The organism is Microbacterium hydrocarbonoxydans (assembly GCF_023715885.1).
Classification (GTDB): Bacteria; Actinomycetota; Actinomycetes; order Actinomycetales; family Microbacteriaceae; genus Microbacterium; species Microbacterium hydrocarbonoxydans_C.
Window position 1 is genome coordinate 136126 of the sequence record NZ_JAMBOY010000006.1, and the last position, 17089, is coordinate 153214.

Annotated in this window: 13 protein-coding genes; 5 read left to right on the forward strand and 8 right to left on the reverse strand. The window is 69.0% G+C overall.

Annotated elements, in window-relative coordinates; all coding sequences use genetic code 11:
• Positions 1-36 precede the first annotated feature (36 nt).
• The gene (mraZ, locus tag M3195_RS15250) at positions 37-468 is read right to left on the reverse strand and encodes a division/cell wall cluster transcriptional repressor MraZ (protein ID WP_067120554.1); all 432 of its coding nucleotides are present in this window, start codon (positions 466-468) and stop codon (positions 37-39) included.
• A 264-nt stretch (positions 469-732) separates the two neighbouring features.
• The gene (locus M3195_RS15255) at positions 733-1107 is read right to left on the reverse strand and encodes a DUF3040 domain-containing protein (protein ID WP_251588832.1); all 375 of its coding nucleotides are present in this window, start codon (positions 1105-1107) and stop codon (positions 733-735) included.
• 85 nt (positions 1108-1192) lie between these two features.
• Between M3195_RS15255 and M3195_RS15260 the strand changes: the two genes are divergently transcribed.
• A complete protein-coding gene (locus tag M3195_RS15260; protein WP_251588833.1) occupies positions 1193-2293 on the forward strand; it encodes a polyprenyl synthetase family protein in 1101 nt (366 codons plus the stop codon).
• Positions 2294-2324: 31 nt separating this feature from the next.
• On the opposite strand, the gene M3195_RS15265 is transcribed toward M3195_RS15260, so the two are convergent.
• The gene (locus M3195_RS15265) at positions 2325-2693 is read right to left on the reverse strand and encodes an Rv2175c family DNA-binding protein (protein ID WP_374209332.1); all 369 of its coding nucleotides are present in this window, start codon (positions 2691-2693) and stop codon (positions 2325-2327) included.
• A gap of 133 nt (positions 2694-2826) precedes the next feature.
• Here M3195_RS15265 and M3195_RS15270 point away from each other — a divergent pair, with 133 nt between their 5' ends.
• Positions 2827-4002, forward strand: coding sequence for a muramidase family protein (locus M3195_RS15270; protein ID WP_251588835.1), 1176 nt, complete (start codon positions 2827-2829; stop codon positions 4000-4002).
• Between the two features lie 79 nt (positions 4003-4081).
• On the forward strand, positions 4082-6028 hold the full coding sequence (pknB, locus tag M3195_RS15275) for a Stk1 family PASTA domain-containing Ser/Thr kinase (protein WP_251588836.1): 1947 nt from the start codon (positions 4082-4084) through the stop codon (positions 6026-6028).
• Positions 6029-6105: 77 nt separating this feature from the next.
• On the opposite strand, the gene M3195_RS15280 is transcribed toward pknB, so the two are convergent.
• Together M3195_RS15280 and M3195_RS15285 are read right to left on the reverse strand one after the other, a co-directional pair.
• A complete protein-coding gene (locus tag M3195_RS15280; RefSeq protein WP_251588837.1) occupies positions 6106-7446 on the reverse strand; it encodes a class II 3-deoxy-7-phosphoheptulonate synthase in 1341 nt (446 codons plus the stop codon).
• A gap of 38 nt (positions 7447-7484) precedes the next feature.
• The gene (locus tag M3195_RS15285; protein ID WP_251588838.1) at positions 7485-8183 is read right to left on the reverse strand and encodes a lysophospholipid acyltransferase family protein; all 699 of its coding nucleotides are present in this window, start codon (positions 8181-8183) and stop codon (positions 7485-7487) included.
• Positions 8184-8333: 150 nt separating this feature from the next.
• Here M3195_RS15285 and M3195_RS15290 point away from each other — a divergent pair, with 150 nt between their 5' ends.
• Entirely contained in the window at positions 8334-10166 is a 1833-nt protein-coding gene (locus M3195_RS15290; RefSeq protein WP_251588839.1) for an AMP-dependent synthetase/ligase, read from the forward strand.
• Between the two features lie 99 nt (positions 10167-10265).
• Here M3195_RS15290 and def read toward each other — a convergent pair whose 3' ends face one another.
• From def to M3195_RS15305, 3 genes are all read right to left on the reverse strand, one after another.
• A complete protein-coding gene (def, locus tag M3195_RS15295; protein WP_251588840.1) occupies positions 10266-10757 on the reverse strand; it encodes a peptide deformylase in 492 nt (163 codons plus the stop codon).
• Positions 10757-12676: a MinD/ParA family ATP-binding protein gene (locus tag M3195_RS15300; protein WP_251588842.1), complete on the reverse strand. Its 1920-nt coding sequence runs from the start codon at positions 12674-12676 to the stop codon at positions 10757-10759. Before M3195_RS15300 ends, def begins: the two co-directional genes overlap by 1 nt.
• Positions 12677-12743: 67 nt before the next feature.
• Positions 12744-16151, reverse strand: a complete 3408-nt coding sequence (locus M3195_RS15305) for a pyruvate carboxylase (RefSeq protein WP_251588844.1) — start codon at positions 16149-16151, stop codon at positions 12744-12746.
• A 93-nt stretch (positions 16152-16244) separates the two neighbouring features.
• Here M3195_RS15305 and M3195_RS15310 point away from each other — a divergent pair, with 93 nt between their 5' ends.
• The gene (locus tag M3195_RS15310) at positions 16245-17057 is read left to right on the forward strand and encodes a ParA family protein (RefSeq protein WP_096715767.1); all 813 of its coding nucleotides are present in this window, start codon (positions 16245-16247) and stop codon (positions 17055-17057) included.
• The last annotated feature ends 32 nt before the right edge of the window (positions 17058-17089 follow it).

The window sequence follows — 17089 nt, forward strand, 5'->3', positions numbered from 1 at the left end:
TGTCGGGGCGGGAGCGGCGGGGCATCACAGCCGTGATCAGAACAGTCCCGGAATCACCTCCTGCTCCAGGTCGGCGTAGGACTCCTCGCCGGCGGCGAGGTAGGCGTTCCAGCTCTCGGCATCCCAGATCTCGGCGTGCGCGCCGACTCCGGTGACGATGAGCTCCTTCTGCAGGCCCGCGTACTGCCGGAGGTGCGCGGGGATGGTGATGCGGTTCTGGCTGTCGGGCATCTCCGCACTGGCTCCGGAGAGGAACAGGCGCATGAAGTCGCGCGCCTGTTTGTTGGCGAGCGGTGCCTGACGGATCCGCTCGTGCATCGCCTCGAACTCGGCCGTGCTGAAGACGTAGAGGCAGCGCTCCTGGCCACGTGTGACGACGATGCCGCCACCGAGGTCTTCGCGGAACTTCGCAGGGAGGATGACCCGCCCTTTGTCGTCCAGCTTCGGAGAGTGCGTACCCAGCAGCATCGGCCATCACCCCCTCTTCGTCCGGCCAACTTCGAGGTGCGCCCCACTTTACTCCACTTTCCTCCACAAACCTATGGGGAATTGTCCGGAGAGGTCGCGAAAGCGCGCAGGAGCCTCAGGGCACGGCGAGAGGGACGCGGAATGACGCGGGAATCGTGGAGTGGAGGACGGTGGAGGACAAGTGGAGGAGATTCCACGACAGCGTCCGGAAATGACGAAGGCCCGGATGCTCAGAGCATCCGGGCCTTCGAGAAGGAGACGAGGTCAGCGACCGTCTTGGCGGCGATCCCAGCGATCGTTCATGCGGTCCATGAAGGAGGCCGATCCGCGCGCCCTCTTCGGGGCGCGCTCGGTCGGCGTCGATGAGGTCGAGCGTCGCACGGGGGTGACGGCGAGCATCACGCCCCCCAGCATGGCGGCGAAGCCGATGACTCCCACCACGACACCCCATACGTCGCCGAGGATGACACCCACGATCAACCCGCCGACACCGGCGAGGAGCAGAAGCGCCCCGTAGACGAGATTGCGATAGCTGAGTGCTCGGTCGCCTGACGGCGCACTCACGACATCGGCGTCGTTGTGGAGGAGATGGCGCTCCATCTCGTCGAGCAGACGCTGCTCCTGTTCGGAGAGTGGCATTTCGTCCCCCTCGGGTATGGTCTCCTCATTCTACGCGCGGTATGAGGTCGCGGGCTAGTGAGCGGGCCCCTCATTGGCTTTACGTATGCTGGGAGTCGTGCCGACCCCTCCCCTCGTGCCCGATGCGGTGGCCGCCCGCCTGCAGACGTTCCTCGACAGGATGCGCGCGGAGGCGATCGTCTACGGACCGGATGCCGCGGCCCTCGTCGAGTCCGGTGCCGACACCCTCGTCGGCGGGAAGCGGCTGCGTGCGCGTTTCTGCCACGCGGGGTGGCGAGCTGTGGCCCGTCACCGCGACCGTGGAGCGGGCGAGCACGATCCGCTCTGGGACGTGTGCGCGGCGCTGGAGATCTTCCAATCCGCCGCGCTCGTGCACGACGACATCATCGACAACTCCGACACCCGTCGCGGACGTCCGGCGGCGCACCGCGCGCTGGAGGCGTCGCACCGCGCGGCCGGATGGACAGGCGACGCCGCTGCGTTCGGCCGCTCGTCGGCGATCCTGCTCGGCGATCTGCTCGTCGCCTGGAGCGACGATCTGTTCGAGGAGGCCGTCGCCTCCCTTCCGCATGCCGCGACCGTGCGCCGAGAGTATGCCCGCATGCGGCGCGACGTCACGGTCGGTCAGTTCCTCGACATCGCCGAGGAGTCGGCATGGAGTGTGAACGCCACCGAGTCGCACGTCGAACGCGCCCTGCGGGTGGTGTCGCTGAAGTCGGCGAGATACAGCATCGAGCAGCCGCTCGTGCTGGGCGCGGCGGTGGCGGAGGCCGATGCGAAGCAGCTGCGCGCGCTGCGTTCGTTCGGGCACCCGGTGGGCATGGCGTTCCAGCTCCGCGACGACGTGCTCGGGGTGTTCGGCGATGCGGCCGTCACCGGGAAGCCGGCCGGAGACGACCTCCGGGAGGGGAAGCGCACGGTTCTCGTCGCGCTGACCAGGCAGACGCTCGACATCTCTGCGCGCAACCTGTTCGACGAGATGCTCGGCGACCCCGAGCTCACCCCCGAGCAGATCGGCTTTCTGCAGGCGACGATCTCCGAGTCCGGAGCCCTCGAGCGCGTGGAGGCGATGATCGACGACTACGCGAAGGAGGCCGACCGTGCGCTCTCGGGCGCACGTCTCGACAACGCCGCCGTCGGAGACCTGCGCGACCTCGCCCGCGCGGCGACGGTGCGCGCGGCCTGATCCCGAGAAGCCGACGACCTCACGCCGCGGGTCAGGCGAGGGTGCGCGCGATGCGACGGACCTCGCTCTTATGGCCGGCGAGCAGCGCGGCGATCGGCGAACGACCGAGGGTGTCCTCGTCGGCGAGGAGCCAGTCGACGACCTCGTCGTCGGTGAAGCCCGCATCCTGGAGCGCGATGACGGTCCCGCGGAGCGACGAGAGCGGGTGACCGTCCACGATGAACACCGACGGCACGGCGAAGACGCCGGAGCGGCGCGACCCGATGAGGTAGTGCTCGTCGATGAGCCGACGGACGCGGCCGAGCGGCTCGCCGAGTACTTCGACCAGGTCGGGCATCGTCAGCCACTCGGTCGGGGTGGCGCCGTTCTCGGGAAGGTGGTTCTCAGACTGCTCAGACACGCTGTTCACTATCTCATCTCCTCGAGCCGGCCGCTCGCGCACTGTCAGAATCACTTCCGTCACATGCGTCACTCTTGTTGACTTCTGTCTACACCCGTGTCAGCGTAGGCAGACGCCGAACAAGGGGGAAGCCTTGAGACAGCCACTCGCACGCCGTCGCGCCCGATATCTGCAGATCGGGGTGCCCGCCGCGGTGATCGGATCCCTCACCGGACCCCTCGCGGTCGTTCCGGCGCAGGCCGACACGACCGTCCCGATAGAACGGATGCAGGGTCCCGGCCGGATCGTCCCCGCGACCACGACGCCCGCCAGCTACGTGGTACAGCCCGGCGATACCGTCTCGTCGATCGCTCGACAGCACGGTCTCCGCACGGTCGACGTCCTCGCCTGGAACGGGCTCACCTGGCGATCGGTCATCTACCCCGGCCAGTCGCTGACCCTCAGCGGGACGACCGCCGCCCCTGCGGCTCCGGTGTCGGTCACCACCGCGCCCGCGGGCGCCTCGCACGTCGTCGTCAGCGGCGACACGGTCTACGGCATCGCGCAGAAGTACGGCACCACGGTCGACGCCGTGCTCGCGGCGAACGGCCTCACGCACTCCTCGATCATCCACCCCGGCCAGACTCTCGCGGTCTCCGGCGCCCCCGCGCCCGCCGCCGCACCGCCCGCGACTCCCCCGCCTCCGGCCGCGACGCAGACCCATGTCGTGGCCGCGGGAGACACGCTGTTCGGCATCGCCCAGAAGTACGGCACGACCACGGCCGCGCTGTTCGCCCTCAACGGCCTGTCCACGGGGTCGATCATCTATCCCGGGCAGAGCATCGCCGTCGCCGGAGCCCCGGCGCCGGCACCGGCGGCAACTCCGGTGCCGGCGCAGGCCGCGTCCTCGCAGTCCGCTGCGGCGCTGGACGCCGAGCAGGTCGGAAACGCAGCCCTGATCATCCGCATCGGCAGAGAGCTCGGCGTCTCGGATCGCGCGATCGCGATCGGACTCGCGACCGCGATGGTCGAGTCGAGCATGCGCAACCTCTCCTGGGGTGACCGTGACTCGCTCGGCCTCTTCCAGCAGCGCCCGAGCACCGGATGGGGGTCTGCGGAGCAGATCCTCGACGCCGACCGCAGCACACGCGTGTTCTTCGGCGGCGCCGGCGACCCCAATGGTCAGTCAACTCGCGGCCTGCTCGACATCCCCGGCTGGGAGTCGATGCGCTTCACGGATGCCGCGCAGGCCGTGCAGATCTCCGCCTACCCCGAGCGCTACGGACTCTGGGAGACCCAGGCGTACCAGTGGCTCGCGCAGTACGGATGAGCCTGTTCCGGGCAAACGCGCAGGAGCAGAGGGCGAGCCGCTCCCCGAGCTTTCAGGCAGTCATCAATAGAATCTTGACGTGACGACCAATCAGCAGGCCGACCCCCTCATCGGGCGGCTTGTCGACGGTCGGTACCGGGTCCGCGCTCGGATCGCCCGCGGCGGCATGGCCACCGTGTACGTCGCGACCGACCTGCGTCTCGAGCGTCGCATCGCCCTCAAGGTGATGCACGCGCACCTCAGCGATGACTCGTCGTTCCAGAGCCGCTTCATCCAGGAGGCTCGGGCTGCCGCCCGTCTTGCCGACCCGCACGTCGTCAACGTCTTCGATCAGGGGCAGGACGGCGAGCTGGCCTACCTGGTCATGGAGTACCTTCCGGGCATCACTCTGCGCGAGCTGCTCCGCGAGCAGAGGCGGCTGACGGTTCCGCAGACGATCACCATCATGGACGCCGTGCTCGCGGGACTGTCCGCCGCGCACCGCGCCGGCATCGTGCACCGCGACGTGAAGCCCGAGAACGTGCTCCTCGCGGAGGACGGCCGCATCAAGATCGGCGACTTCGGTCTCGCCCGCGCGACCACCGCCAACACGGCGACCGGCCAGCAGCTGCTCGGCACCATCGCGTACCTCGCGCCCGAGCTCGTCACCCGCGGCACGGCCGACGCCCGCAGCGACATCTATGCCCTCGGCATCATGCTGTACGAGATGCTCGTCGGCGAGCAGCCGTACAAGGGCGAGCAGCCCATGCAGATCGCGTTCCAGCACGCGACGGAGTCGGTCCCCCGACCGAGCGTCCGGAACCCGGCCGTACCCGAGCAGCTCGACGAGCTCGTGCTGTGGGCCACCGAGAAGTCGCCGGACGAGCGACCGGACGACGCCCAGCAGATGCTCGAACGCTTGCGCGACATCGAACGCGACCTGGGTATCGCCCCCGCGGTCGCGGCGGCGACCGCGCCTCAGCGCTCGCAGGCGGATTCCGCTGAGCTCACCAAGATCATGCCGAGCACGATGGTGCTCTCCGACCCCGCGGCACCGACCCCGCAGGCGGTCGACAACGCGACGCTGCTGCGCCGGCGCTCGTCGCGCCGACGCGCACGTGGCGCGCTGCTCCTCACCCTCGTGCTGCTGCTCGCCACCGTCGCGGGCGGCGTGGGCTGGTGGTTCGGCTCCGGCCCCGGCTCTCTCGTCGCCGTGCCCGATGTCGCGGGACTCACCTATGACGAGGCGGCGTCGACTCTCACCGAGGAGGGCTTCGTCCCGGTCCGCGGTGAGGAGAATTCGATCGAGGTCGCGAGAGACCAGACCATCCGCACCGACCCCGAGGAGGGTCAGCGTCTCGACAAGGGCGCCGAGGTCACGGTGATCATCTCGATCGGCCCGGCCAGTCATACCGCCGAAGCCCTCAACGGCAAGACCGAGCAGGAGGCGCGGGACTACCTCGCCGACATCAAGGTCAACGTCGCGGACCAGCCCCTCCTCCTCTTCTCCGACGCCGAAGCCGGGCGGGTCATCAACGCCTTCGTGACCCCGCGCGACGGCGGAGAGGTCTACGGCTGCGGCGACGGCTGCGATCTGCTCGAAGACGACTCCGTCGAACTCTACGTCTCGGCCGGCCCGTTCCCCGACGTCAGCGGGATGTCGGTCGACCAGGCGACGACGACACTCACGGACAAGCAGCTGCAGGTCTCGCCTGAGATCGTCTACGCGTTCAGCGAGAAGCTACAGAAGGACCTCGTCATCGGAGTGTCCGACCGTGCGGAAGAGGGCAACTGGCGTCCCGGCGACACCGTGCAGCTCATCGTCTCGAAAGGCCCGGAATTGTTCCCGGTACCGGATGTCACCGACAAGACGCTGGTCGAGGCCAAGCGGATCATCGAGGGCGCCGGTTTCACCGCGACCTATGCCGCCTGGGGTGACCTGCCCGGATTCGCCGATCTGGCGAAGGTCACGGCGCAGGATCCAGGGGCCGACAAGCAGCTCCCCCGCGGCGGCACGGTCAAGCTCTCCATCCAGCTCAGCGGCTGAACGGCATCCATCGTCCACGACAGACGACCAAGGCCCTCCCCGATCCGGGGAGGGCCTTGGTCGTGTGGATGCTGTCGTCAGCGCTTCTCAAGCTCCTCGGCCACGAGGAACGCCAGCTCGAGCGACTGCATGTGGTTGAGACGCGGGTCGCAGAGGCTCTCGTAGCGAGTGGCCAGCGCAGCCTCGTCGATCTGCTCGGAACCGCCGAGGCACTCGGTGACGTCGTCGCCCGTGAGCTCGACGTGGATGCCGCCGGGGAACGTGCCCACTGCGCGGTGCGCCTCGAAGAAGCCGCGGACCTCGTCGACCACGTCGTCGAATCGACGCGTCTTGTAGCCGGTCGGGGTCGTGATGCCGTTGCCGTGCATGGGGTCGGTGACCCAGAGCGGCTGAGCCCCGGAGTCGCGAACGGCCTCGAGCAGCGGCGGCAGCGCGTCGCGGATCTTGCCCGCACCCATGCGCGTGATGAACGTCAGCCGGCCGGGCTCGCGGTTCGGGTCCAGCTTGTCGATGAGCGCGAGCGCCGTCTCGGGCGTGGTCGTGGGGCCGAGCTTCACACCGATGGGGTTGCGGATCTTCGAGAAGTAGTCGACGTGCGCCCCGTCGAGTTCACGCGTGCGCTCTCCGATCCAGAGGAAGTGAGCCGACGTGTTGAACGGGGTGTCCGTGCGCGAGTCGATCCGGGTCATCGGACGCTCGTAGTCCATCAGCAGGCCCTCGTGGCCGGTGAAGAACTCGACGCGCTTGAGCTCGTCGAAGTCGGCGCCCGCGGCCTCCATGAACTTGATGGCACGGTCGATCTCGGCAGCCATGCGCTCGTAGCGCTGGTTGGCCGGGTTCTGTGCGAAGCCCTTGTTCCAGGAGTGCACCTCCCGCAGGTCGGCGAAGCCACCCTGCGTGAAAGCGCGGATGAGGTTCAGGGTCGATGCTGCCGTGTGGTAGCCCTGGAGCAGGCGGCCCGGGTCGGCCTGGCGCGATCCCTCGGTGAAGTCGTAGCCGTTGACGATGTCGCCTCGGTACGCGGGCAGAGTGACGTCACCGCGGGTCTCGGTGTCGCTGGAGCGGGGCTTGGCGAACTGCCCCGCCATGCGGCCCATCTTCACGATCGGCATCGAGGCGCCATACGTCAGCACGACCGCCATCTGCAGCACCGTCTTGATGCGGTTGCGGATCTGGTCGGCGGTGGCGCCGGCGAACGTCTCGGCGCAGTCCCCGCCCTGGAGCAGGAATGCCTGCCCTGACGCGGCGCGCGCGAGCCGATCGCGGAGGTTGTCCACCTCACCGGCGAACACCAGGGGCGGGAGCGCTGCGATCTGAGCGGAGACCTCGGCCACGCGCTCGGCGTCCGGCCACTGCGGCTGCTGCTTGATCGGGAGCGAACGCCACGCGTCGAGCGCGTCGATGTGGTGCTGGAGCATGGCTCCCAGCCTACTGGGCACGAGGGAGCCCAGACGCCTCAGGAGCGTCGTGTGACGCGCGTCGGCAGACGGTCCTTGACGGTCGACGCGTAGACGTCGTCGTACTCCTGCTCGCCGAGTCTCTGCAGCGCGACCATGATCTCGTCCGTGACGGAGCGGAGGATGTACCTGTCGTTCTCCATCCCCGCGTACCGCGAGAAGTCGAGGGGCTCCCCGATGACGATGCCGACGCGCACGACCCGCGGCAGACGCTGTCCGATCGGCATCGCCGTGTCCGTGTCGACCATGATGACCGGGATCACAGGAACCTTCGCCTCGAGCGCCATGCGAGCGAGACCCGTGCGGCCGCGGTACAGCTTGCCGTCAGGGCTGCGCGTCCCCTCCGGGTAGATGCCGAGGAGGTCGCCTCCCCCGAGTACCTGCAGACCGGTGTTGAGCGAGGCCTCGGAGGCCTTTCCCCCTGAGCGGTCGATCGGGATCTGACCGGTGGCCTTCATGAAGAACTTCGTCGCCCAGCCCTTGAGGCCGCGGCCGGTGAAGTAGTCGCTCTTGGCGAGGAACGACATCGACCTGTCGATCATGAGGGGCAGGAAGATCGAGTCCGCGAACGACAGATGGTTGCTGGCGAGGATCGCCGCTCCGGTCCGGGGCACATTGCCGCGCCCCACGATCCAGGGGCGGAACACCGCCTTGACCACGGGGCCGATCACGACGTACTTCATCAGCCAGTAGAACATCGATGTGAAGTCTAGCGCCGCGTCCGCCCCGGTCGGAGTCGGACTTTCACGACGAGCCCGGGGCGACTGAGTTCCATGCTTCATGCGACCCGGTCCCATGCCTTAGACTCGGGGGCAACCCCGTGCCCGACCGGTACCGAAGGAGCTGCCGTGGTCCAGTTTGAAGTCCCCGCCGTCGTCCCCGCCGACCCCGACGCGAACATCTCCGATCTGCTGGTCGAGCGCGTCAAGGCCACCCCCGACCGCCCCCTGTTCGCCGTTCCGGAGAACGGCGGATGGCGCGACATCTCGGCGTCCGACTTCCAGTCAGCGGTGATCGCACTGGCCAAGGGCTTCGTCGCCGCCGGCATCCAGCCCGGCGAGAAGGTGGGCTTCCTCGCACGCACGACGTACGAGTGGTCGCTCGTCGACTTCGCCCTGTTCTACGCGGGCGCGGTCATGGTGCCGATCTACGAGACCAGCTCGCCCGCCCAGATCCAGTGGATCCTCGAGGACTCCGGCGCGATCGCGTTGCTCGTCGAGTCGCCGGAGCACTTCGCCCGCGTCGACGAGGTGCGCGGAGACCTGCCGCTGCTGCGCGAGGTCTGGCAGCTGCACCTGGGAGCGATCGACACACTCACCGCGCAGGGCGCATCCGTGGCCGACGAAGAGATCGAGCGGCTGCGCGGCATCGCCGTCGGCTCCGACATCGCGACCCTCATCTACACCTCGGGCTCCACCGGTCGCCCGAAGGGGTGCGTTCTCACGCACAGCAACTTCGTCGAACTCGCCCGCAACTCCGCCAAGGCTTTGGACGAGGTCGTGCAGACGCCCGGGTCGTCCACCCTGCTGTTCATCACGACCGCGCACGTCTTCGCTCGCTTCATCTCGATCCTCAACGTCCACGCGGGTGTCCGCACCGGGCACCAGCCCGACACGCGTCAGCTGCTCCCGGCGCTCGGCTCGTTCAAGCCGACGTTCCTCCTCGCGGTTCCGCGCGTCTTCGAGAAGGTCTACAACTCCGCCGAGCAGAAGGCCGAGGCAGGGGGCAAGGGCAAGATCTTCCGTGCCGCCGCCGACGTCGCGATCGAGCACTCGAAGCTGCTGGAGCAGGGCAAGAGCATCCCGTTCGGCATGCGCCTGAAGTTCGCCCTGTTCAACAAGCTCGTCTACGGCAAGCTGCGCGAGGCCATGGGCGGCCGGGTCGTCTACGCCGTATCCGGATCCGCACCGCTCGGCTCGCGCCTCGGCCACTTCTTCCACAGCCTCGGAGTCGTGATCCTCGAAGGGTACGGCCTCACCGAGACCACCGCGCCGGCGACCGTGAACCTGGCTGACAAGTCGAAGATCGGCACGGTCGGCCCCGCTCTGCCCGGCGTCGGGGTGCGTCTCGCGGACGACGGCGAGATCGAGGTGCGCGGCATCAATGTTTTCCGCGAGTACTGGAACAACCCCGAGGCCACGGCCGAGGCCTTCAGCGACGGCGGCTGGTTCCGCACGGGTGACATCGGCAGCTTCGACTCCGAGGGTTTCCTGACCATCACGGGCCGTAAGAAGGAGATCATCGTGACCGCCGGCGGCAAGAACGTCGCCCCCGCCGCGCTCGAGGACCCCATTCGCGCCAATCCCATCATCGGCCAGGTCGTCGTCGTCGGCGATCAGCGCCCGTTCATCTCGGCGCTCGTCACCCTCGATCCCGAGATGCTGCCGACCTGGCTCGCCAACAACGGCCTCGACAAGGACATGCCGCTCGCCGAGGCCGCGAAGAGCGAGGCGGTCCGTGCAGAGGTGCAGAGCGCGGTGGATGCCGCGAACACCCGGGTCTCGCGGGCGGAGTCGATCCGCAAGTTCACGATCCTCGAGAGCGAGTGGACGGAGGCCTCCGGCCACCTGACGCCGAAGCTGTCGATCAAGCGCAACGTCATCATGAACGACTTCGCCGACGAGATCGCCGCGATCTACGACGAGCCGGTATCGACCACCAACGTCGCGATCGGCGGCTGATCCGCCGACCCAGCCCCTCACATCCGAACCCGCCCCCTGCATGCTGACCGCAGAGGGCGGGTTCGTTCGTTACGGGGCGGCTCGACGAGGGCCGAGACCTCAGAACCAGGAGCTCTCGCGCACCTCGCGCATCGCTCGCTTGCGGGTCTCGGCGTCGAGCCGGGAGAGGTAGAGCTTGCCGTCGAGGTGGTCGGTCTCGTGCTGGAGCGCCTGAGCGAGCAGTCCCTCGCCCTCGAGCACCACCGGCTCGCCGTCGAGGTCGATGCCCTCGACCCGTGCCCACGGGTGGCGCAGGGCGTCGTGCCAGAGGCCGGGGACGGACAGGCAGCCCTCCCCTGTCGGCACCGGCTCACCGCGGACCTCGGTGAGCACAGGGTTGATCACGTACCCGATGTCGCCGTCGATGTTGTAGCTGAACGCGCGCAGCGCGACGCCGATCTGCGGAGCTGCCACACCGGCTCGCCCTGGCAGCTCGACGGTGTCGACGAGGTCGGCGACGAGCGCACGCACGCCGTCGTCGATCTCCTCGATCGGGGCGCATGCGGTGCGGAGCACCGGATCGCCGAAAACCCGGATCTCACGGACAGTCATCAGGCCGCCTTCGCTCGGAGTCCCTCGACGAGCAGCGCCGCGATCTCCCGCGCCGCCTTCCTCGTCTCCGGCTGCAGGTTCGCGAACACGATCGGGCCGCCGCCGGCGATCTGCGCGTCGTACGGCATCCGCACGACGTGCTTCGCCCGCGTGCGGAAGTGGTTCTCGAGCTCGTCGAGACGCACCAGTGGAGCGCCGGGGTGCGACTGGTTCAGCACGACGACGGCATCCCTCGCCTGCTCGGCATAGCCGTTCGTCTCGAGCCAGGTCAGGGTCTCGGAGGCGAGTCGCGCCTCGTCGACGCTGAGCCCGGACACGATGACGAACTGATCGGCGAGGTCGAGCGTCGCCGCCATCACCGAGTGCACGATGCCCGTACCCGTGTCGGTGAGCACGAGCGAGTAGTAGTGCGCGGCGACCTCCGCGACGTCACGGTAGTCGCTGTCGCTGAAGGCCTCCGCGATGCGAGGATCGGAGTCCGACGCGAGCACGTCGAGGCGCGTGACGTCGCGAGAGACGACCCCCGAGATGTCGTGGTATCCCTTGATGTCGTCGTGGATGCGCACGAGGTCGCGCACCGAGCGGTTGTGCTGCGGGCGCACGACGCGGTCGGCCAGGGTACCGCGGTCGGGATTGGCGTCCACGGCGATCACCCGGTCGTCCCTGGCATCGGCGAGCGCCATGCCGAGCAGTGTCGTCAGAATCGTCTTGCCCACACCACCCTTGCGCGACAGCACGGGCACGAATCGCGCACCACCCGTGAGCGGCGCCGCGATGCGCGACGTGAGCGCCTTGCGCTCGCGTGCGCGTCGACCGTCGCCGATGTTGATGCGTCGTCCGGAGATCGTGTACAGGAAGTGACTCCAGGCTCCCTCGGGCTCGGGCTTCGTGACGCGGTGCGGATCGAGCAGTCGGTCGGCCGTGAGCAGATCGGCGCTCTCGCGCGAGGTATCGCTGAGGTCGTCGAGGCGCTTCGCCGTCAACTGCACGTCGGAGCGCGACGCACGGGCGGCGTGACGGGTCGGCACCGGCTTCTCGGGCTGCTCCACCACGGCATCCTCCTTCGGTCGCACGGCGTCGCTCGCGCGTGTGCGCGAGCGGGTGTCGAGATCGGCACGAGCACGTGCGACGAACACCGCCGCGGCGGCCGCCTCCGCGTCATGATCGAGTTCGGTGGTGAGCTCGGATCCCGTGGCAGTCAGCGCGGGCGCGGCATCCTCGCTCTCCGCAGGTTGCGTCTGTTCGGGGAGCCTGACGTCGTCGGCGCGGTCCGATGCGGCGCCGTCCTCCGACGCGGTCTCGGCAACCTCGCGGCCGACGACCGCATCCGGTTCCGGCGACTCCGACCCGTCCTCGACGTCGGCAGCCTCGCCAAGCTCGCCGGCTCCGTCGGACTCCACGACCATGTCGTGCTCCGCGATCTCGTCGGACTCGTCGACCACGTCGGGCTCGATGGTCTCGTCATCCGGACCGTCGCCCTCGACGTCGTCCTCCGGTTCGATGGACGAATCCTGGTCGACGACCACCCGGTCGGCTCCGACGACGGCGAGCTCCTCGTCCGTGGCATCGGCTTCGGCCTCGGCGTTCGAAACGTCTTCCTCCGCCGTCGGCGCAGCCGGCTTCGCGTCGACCTGCTCTGCGGGCAGCTCGATGATCATCGGTGTCGAGAGAGACACCTCCGAGATCTCGGCAGCCGCCTTCGCGGCGGGGACGGGTTCGTCGACGATGAGGTCGGCGACGACCTCGCCCTCGACGACGCCGTCGTCCTCCAGCGCGTCGTCCTCGTCCTTCGGCAGCTGGACGCTCACCTGGGCGGTGTGTCCGAGGATGCCGATCCCCGTCGTGTCCAGGGATGCGGCATCGTCGAGCACACCGCGGGATTCGTCGTCCGGCGGCTCTGCCACGTTCTTCGGGGTCACGTCGTCACTCCAAGCTCGGTCGGGCCTCGGGAGCGCTGCAGCGAGCGCGGCCCTCGCCCGCACAAGATTAGTGCGCCGGACGGATGACGACCAAAAGGTCTCCCGCGTCGACCTGCTGCGTGCCGCCGATCGCGAGGCGCTCGACGATGCCCGCGATGGGGGCGGTGATGGCCGCCTCCATCTTCATCGCCTCGATCGACGCGACCGGCTCCCCGGCCGCCACCGATGCTCCGACCTCGGTCTTGAGCGTGACGACGCCGGAGAACGGAGCAGCCACCTGACCGGGCACCGAGGTGTCGGCCTTCTCGACCTCGTGCGCGTCGACCGCCACGGATCGATCCCGCACGAACACCGGGCGCAGCTGACCGTTGAGCGTCGTCATGACCGTGCGGATGCCGCGCTCGTCGGCGTCTCCGATCGCCTCGAGTCCGACGTACAGCTGCACGCCGCGGTCGATCTCGACCAGGTGCTCCTGCCCCTGGACGAGGCCGTAGAGGTAGTCGGCCGTGTCCAGCACCGAGAGATCGCCGAACAGCTCGCGCGTCTGCGCGAACTCCCTGGTCGGGGCGGGGAAGAGCAGCGTGTTGAGGCGTTCGCGCCGCTCCGCGCTCTCCCCGGCGAGAGCCCGCTCGTCGTCCGCCGAGATGTCGGTGACACCGGCGCGGATCGAGCGACCGGCCAGCACCTTCGAGCGGAACGGCTCCGGCCATCCGCCCGGCAGGTCCCCGAGCTCCCCCGACATGAAGCCGACGACCGAGTCCGGCACGTCGTACTTCTCGGGGTTCGCCTCGAAGTCCGCCGGGTCGGCCTTCACGGCGGCGAGATGCAGGGCGAGATCACCGACCACCTTCGACGAAGGAGTCACCTTCGGCACCCGGCCGAGGATGCGGTCGGCCGCCGCGTACATGTCCTCGATGAGCTCGAAATCGTCGGCGAGGCCGAGCGCCTTGGCCTGCTGGCGCAGGTTCGAGAGCTGACCGCCGGGGATCTCGTGGTGGTACACGCGCCCCGTAGGTCCCGGAAGGCCGGACTCGAACGGCGCGTACTGGCGCCGCACCGCCTCCCAGTACGGCTCGAGGTCCGAGACCCCCGCGAGATCGATGCCGCTGTCCCGCTCGGTGTGGGCGAGAGCGGCGACGAGCGACGACAGCGACGGCTGGCTCGTGGTGCCGGAGAGCGGAGCGGATGCCGCGTCGACGGCATCCACGCCCGCGGCGCTCGCGGCGAGCAGCGTCGCGAGCTGTCCTCCGGGGGTGTCGTGGGTGTGCAGATGCACGGGCTGGTCGAAGCGCTCACGCAACGCCGTGACGAGCTTCGCTGCGGCCGCCGGCCGGAGGAGCCCGGCCATGTCCTTGATGGCGATGATGTGCGCGCCGGCGTCGACGATCTGCTCGGCGAGGCGCAGGTAGTAGTCGAGCGTGTAGAGGTTCTCGGCGGGGTTCAGCAGGTCACCCGTGTAGCACAGCGCGACCTCCGCCACCGCCGTGCCCGTGCTGCGCACAGCGTCGATCGCCGGACGCATCTGACCGACGTCGTTCAGGGCGTCGAAGACCCGGAAGATGTCGATGCCGCTCGCGGCTGCCTCCTGCACGAACGCGTCCGTGACGGCTTCAGGGTACGGCGTGTACCCGACCGTGTTGCGCCCTCGCAGCAGCATCTGGATGGCGATGTTCGGCAGCGCCGCCCGGAGCTTGTCCAGGCGCTCCCACGGGTCCTCGCCGAGAAAGCGCAGCGCGACGTCGTAGGTCGCCCCTCCCCAGGCCTCGACGGAGAGCAGTCCCGGAGTCAGGCGAGCAAGATACGGCGCGGCGGCGACCAGGTCGCGGGTGCGGACCCGGGTGGCGAGCAGCGACTGGTGCGCATCGCGGAACGTCGTGTCGGTGATCGCAAGAGCGCTCTGCTCGCGCAGGCTGCGCGCGAATCCCTCCGGACCGAGCTCGAGCAGTCGCTCGCGGGATCCGGCGACCGGCTCCACCGAAAGGTCGATCGTCGGGAGCTTGACGCGCGGATCGATCACGCCGGGATGCGCGCCGTGCGGCTTGTTGACGGTGACGTCGACGAGCCAGTTCAGGATCTTCGTGCCGCGGTCCTTCGACGCCCGGCCGCGCAGCAGCTCCGGACGCTCGTCGATGAACGACGTGCTGACGTCGCCCGCGACGAACGCGTCGTCGTCGAGCAGGGCCTGCAGGAAGGGGATGTTCGTCGAGACGCCGCGGATGCGGAACTCGGCGAGGGCGCGACGTGCCCTGGCCACCGCCGCGGGGAAGTCCCGTCCGCGACAGGTCAGCTTCGCGAGCATCGAATCGAAGTGCGGGCTGATCTGCGCGCCCTGATGCACCGTGCCGCCGTCGAGACGGATGCCGGCGCCACCAGGCGAGCGGTACGTGGTGATCTTCCCGGTGTCGGGGCGGAAGCCCTGCGTGGGGTCCTCCGTCGTGATCCGGCACTGCAGCGCCGCGCCGCGCAGGTGCAGGTGCTTCTGCTGCAGGTCGAGGTCGGCGAGGGTCTGTCCGGCCGCGATGCGCATCTGACTCTGCACGAGGTCGACGTCGGTCACCTCCTCGGTTACCGTGTGCTCGACCTGGATGCGGGGGTTCATCTCGATGAAGACGACCTCGCCGGCCCGCTCCCCCGCCGTCTCGAGCAGGAACTCCACCGTGCCGGCGTTCTCGTAGCCGATCGACCGGGCGAAGGCGACCGCGTAGCCGTGCAGGGCGGCACGCACGTCATCGTCCAGGTTCGGAGCCGGTGCGATCTCGACGACCTTCTGGTGTCTGCGCTGCACCGAGCAGTCGCGCTCGAACAGATGGACGGTCTCGCCGGTCTTGTCTGCGAGGATCTGCACCTCGATGTGCCGTGGCCGCACCACGGCCTGCTCGAGGAACATCCGCGGGTCGCCGAACGCGCTCTGCGCCTCGCGCATCGCCTCTGCGAGCGCAGGTGCGAGCTCCGGGAGGGCCTCGACGCGGCGCATGCCGCGGCCACCGCCCCCGGCCACGGCCTTCGCGAAGAGGGGGAACCCGATCTCCTCGGCCTGCGCGACGAGCGCGTCGACGTCGTCCGACGCCTCGGTCGACCGCAGCACGGGCACTCCGGCCTCGACCGCGTGCCGTTTGGCCTCGACCTTGTTGCCGGCCATCTCGAGCACGGACGCCGGTGGGCCGATGAACGCGATGCCGTGCGCCGCGGCCTTCTCGGCGAGGTCGGGGTTCTCCGACAGGAACCCGTAACCGGGGTAGATCGCGTCGGCACCCGCCTCCTTGGCGACCCGGATGATCTCGTCGACGTCGAGGTACGCCCGGACCGGATGCCCTCGCTCGCCGATCTCATAGGCCTCGTCGGCCTTCAGTCGATGGACCGAGCCCCGGTCCTCGTGCGGGAAGACGGCCACCGTCCTCGCTCCGACCTCGACTGCCGCACGGAAGGCACGGATCGCGATCTCGCCGCGGTTCGCCACCAGGATCTTCTGGAACATGCACACCTCTGAGAGCTCGATGCGCGACGTGATCGGCGCGCATGGGGCGGGGCTGAGTGTGCACCCAGCCTAGGGGAAGGTAACGTGGAGTCCGTGCACGTACTCAGCGTCAGCTCTCTCAAAGGAGGCGTCGGCAAGACGACCGTGACACTCGGACTGGCCTCAGCGGCCTTCGCCCGCGGTGTCCGCACTCTCGTCGTAGACCTCGACCCGCAGTCGGATGTGTCCACCGGAATGGACATCCAGGTGGCCGGTCGGCTCAACATCGCCGACGTCCTCGCCAACCCCAAGGAGAAGGTGGTCCGTCAGGCGATCACCTCCAGCGGCTGGGCCAAGGTGCACCCCGGCACCATCGACGTGCTGATCGGCAGCCCGTCGGCCATCAACTTCGACGGCCCCCACCCGAGCGTCCGCGACGTGTGGAAGCTCGAGGAGGCCCTGGCCGCCGTCGAGGCCGACTACGACCTCGTGCTCATCGACTGCGCGCCGTCGCTGAACGCCCTCACCCGCACGGCGTGGGCGGCCAGCGACCGCGTCATGGTCGTCACGGAGCCGGGGCTCTTCTCCGTCGCCGCGGCCGACCGGGCCCTGCGCGCGATCGAGGAGATCCGCCGCGGCCTCTCCCCTCGTCTCCAGCCGCTCGGCATCGTCGTGAACCGGGTGCGGCCGCAGTCCATCGAGCACCAGTTCCGCATCAAGGAGCTCCGCGACATGTTCGGCCCGCTCGTCCTCTCGCCCCAACTGCCGGAGCGCACATCACTTCAGCAGGCACAGGGCGCGGCAAAGCCGCTGCACATCTGGCCCGGAGACTCCGCTCAGGAACTCGCCGCCGATTTCGACTCGCTGCTCGACCGCATCATCCGCACCGGCCGCATCCCCGTCTCGGAGTCGGGCGCGCAAGCCTGATCGCCACGACCCCGAGTCCGGCACAGACGCGA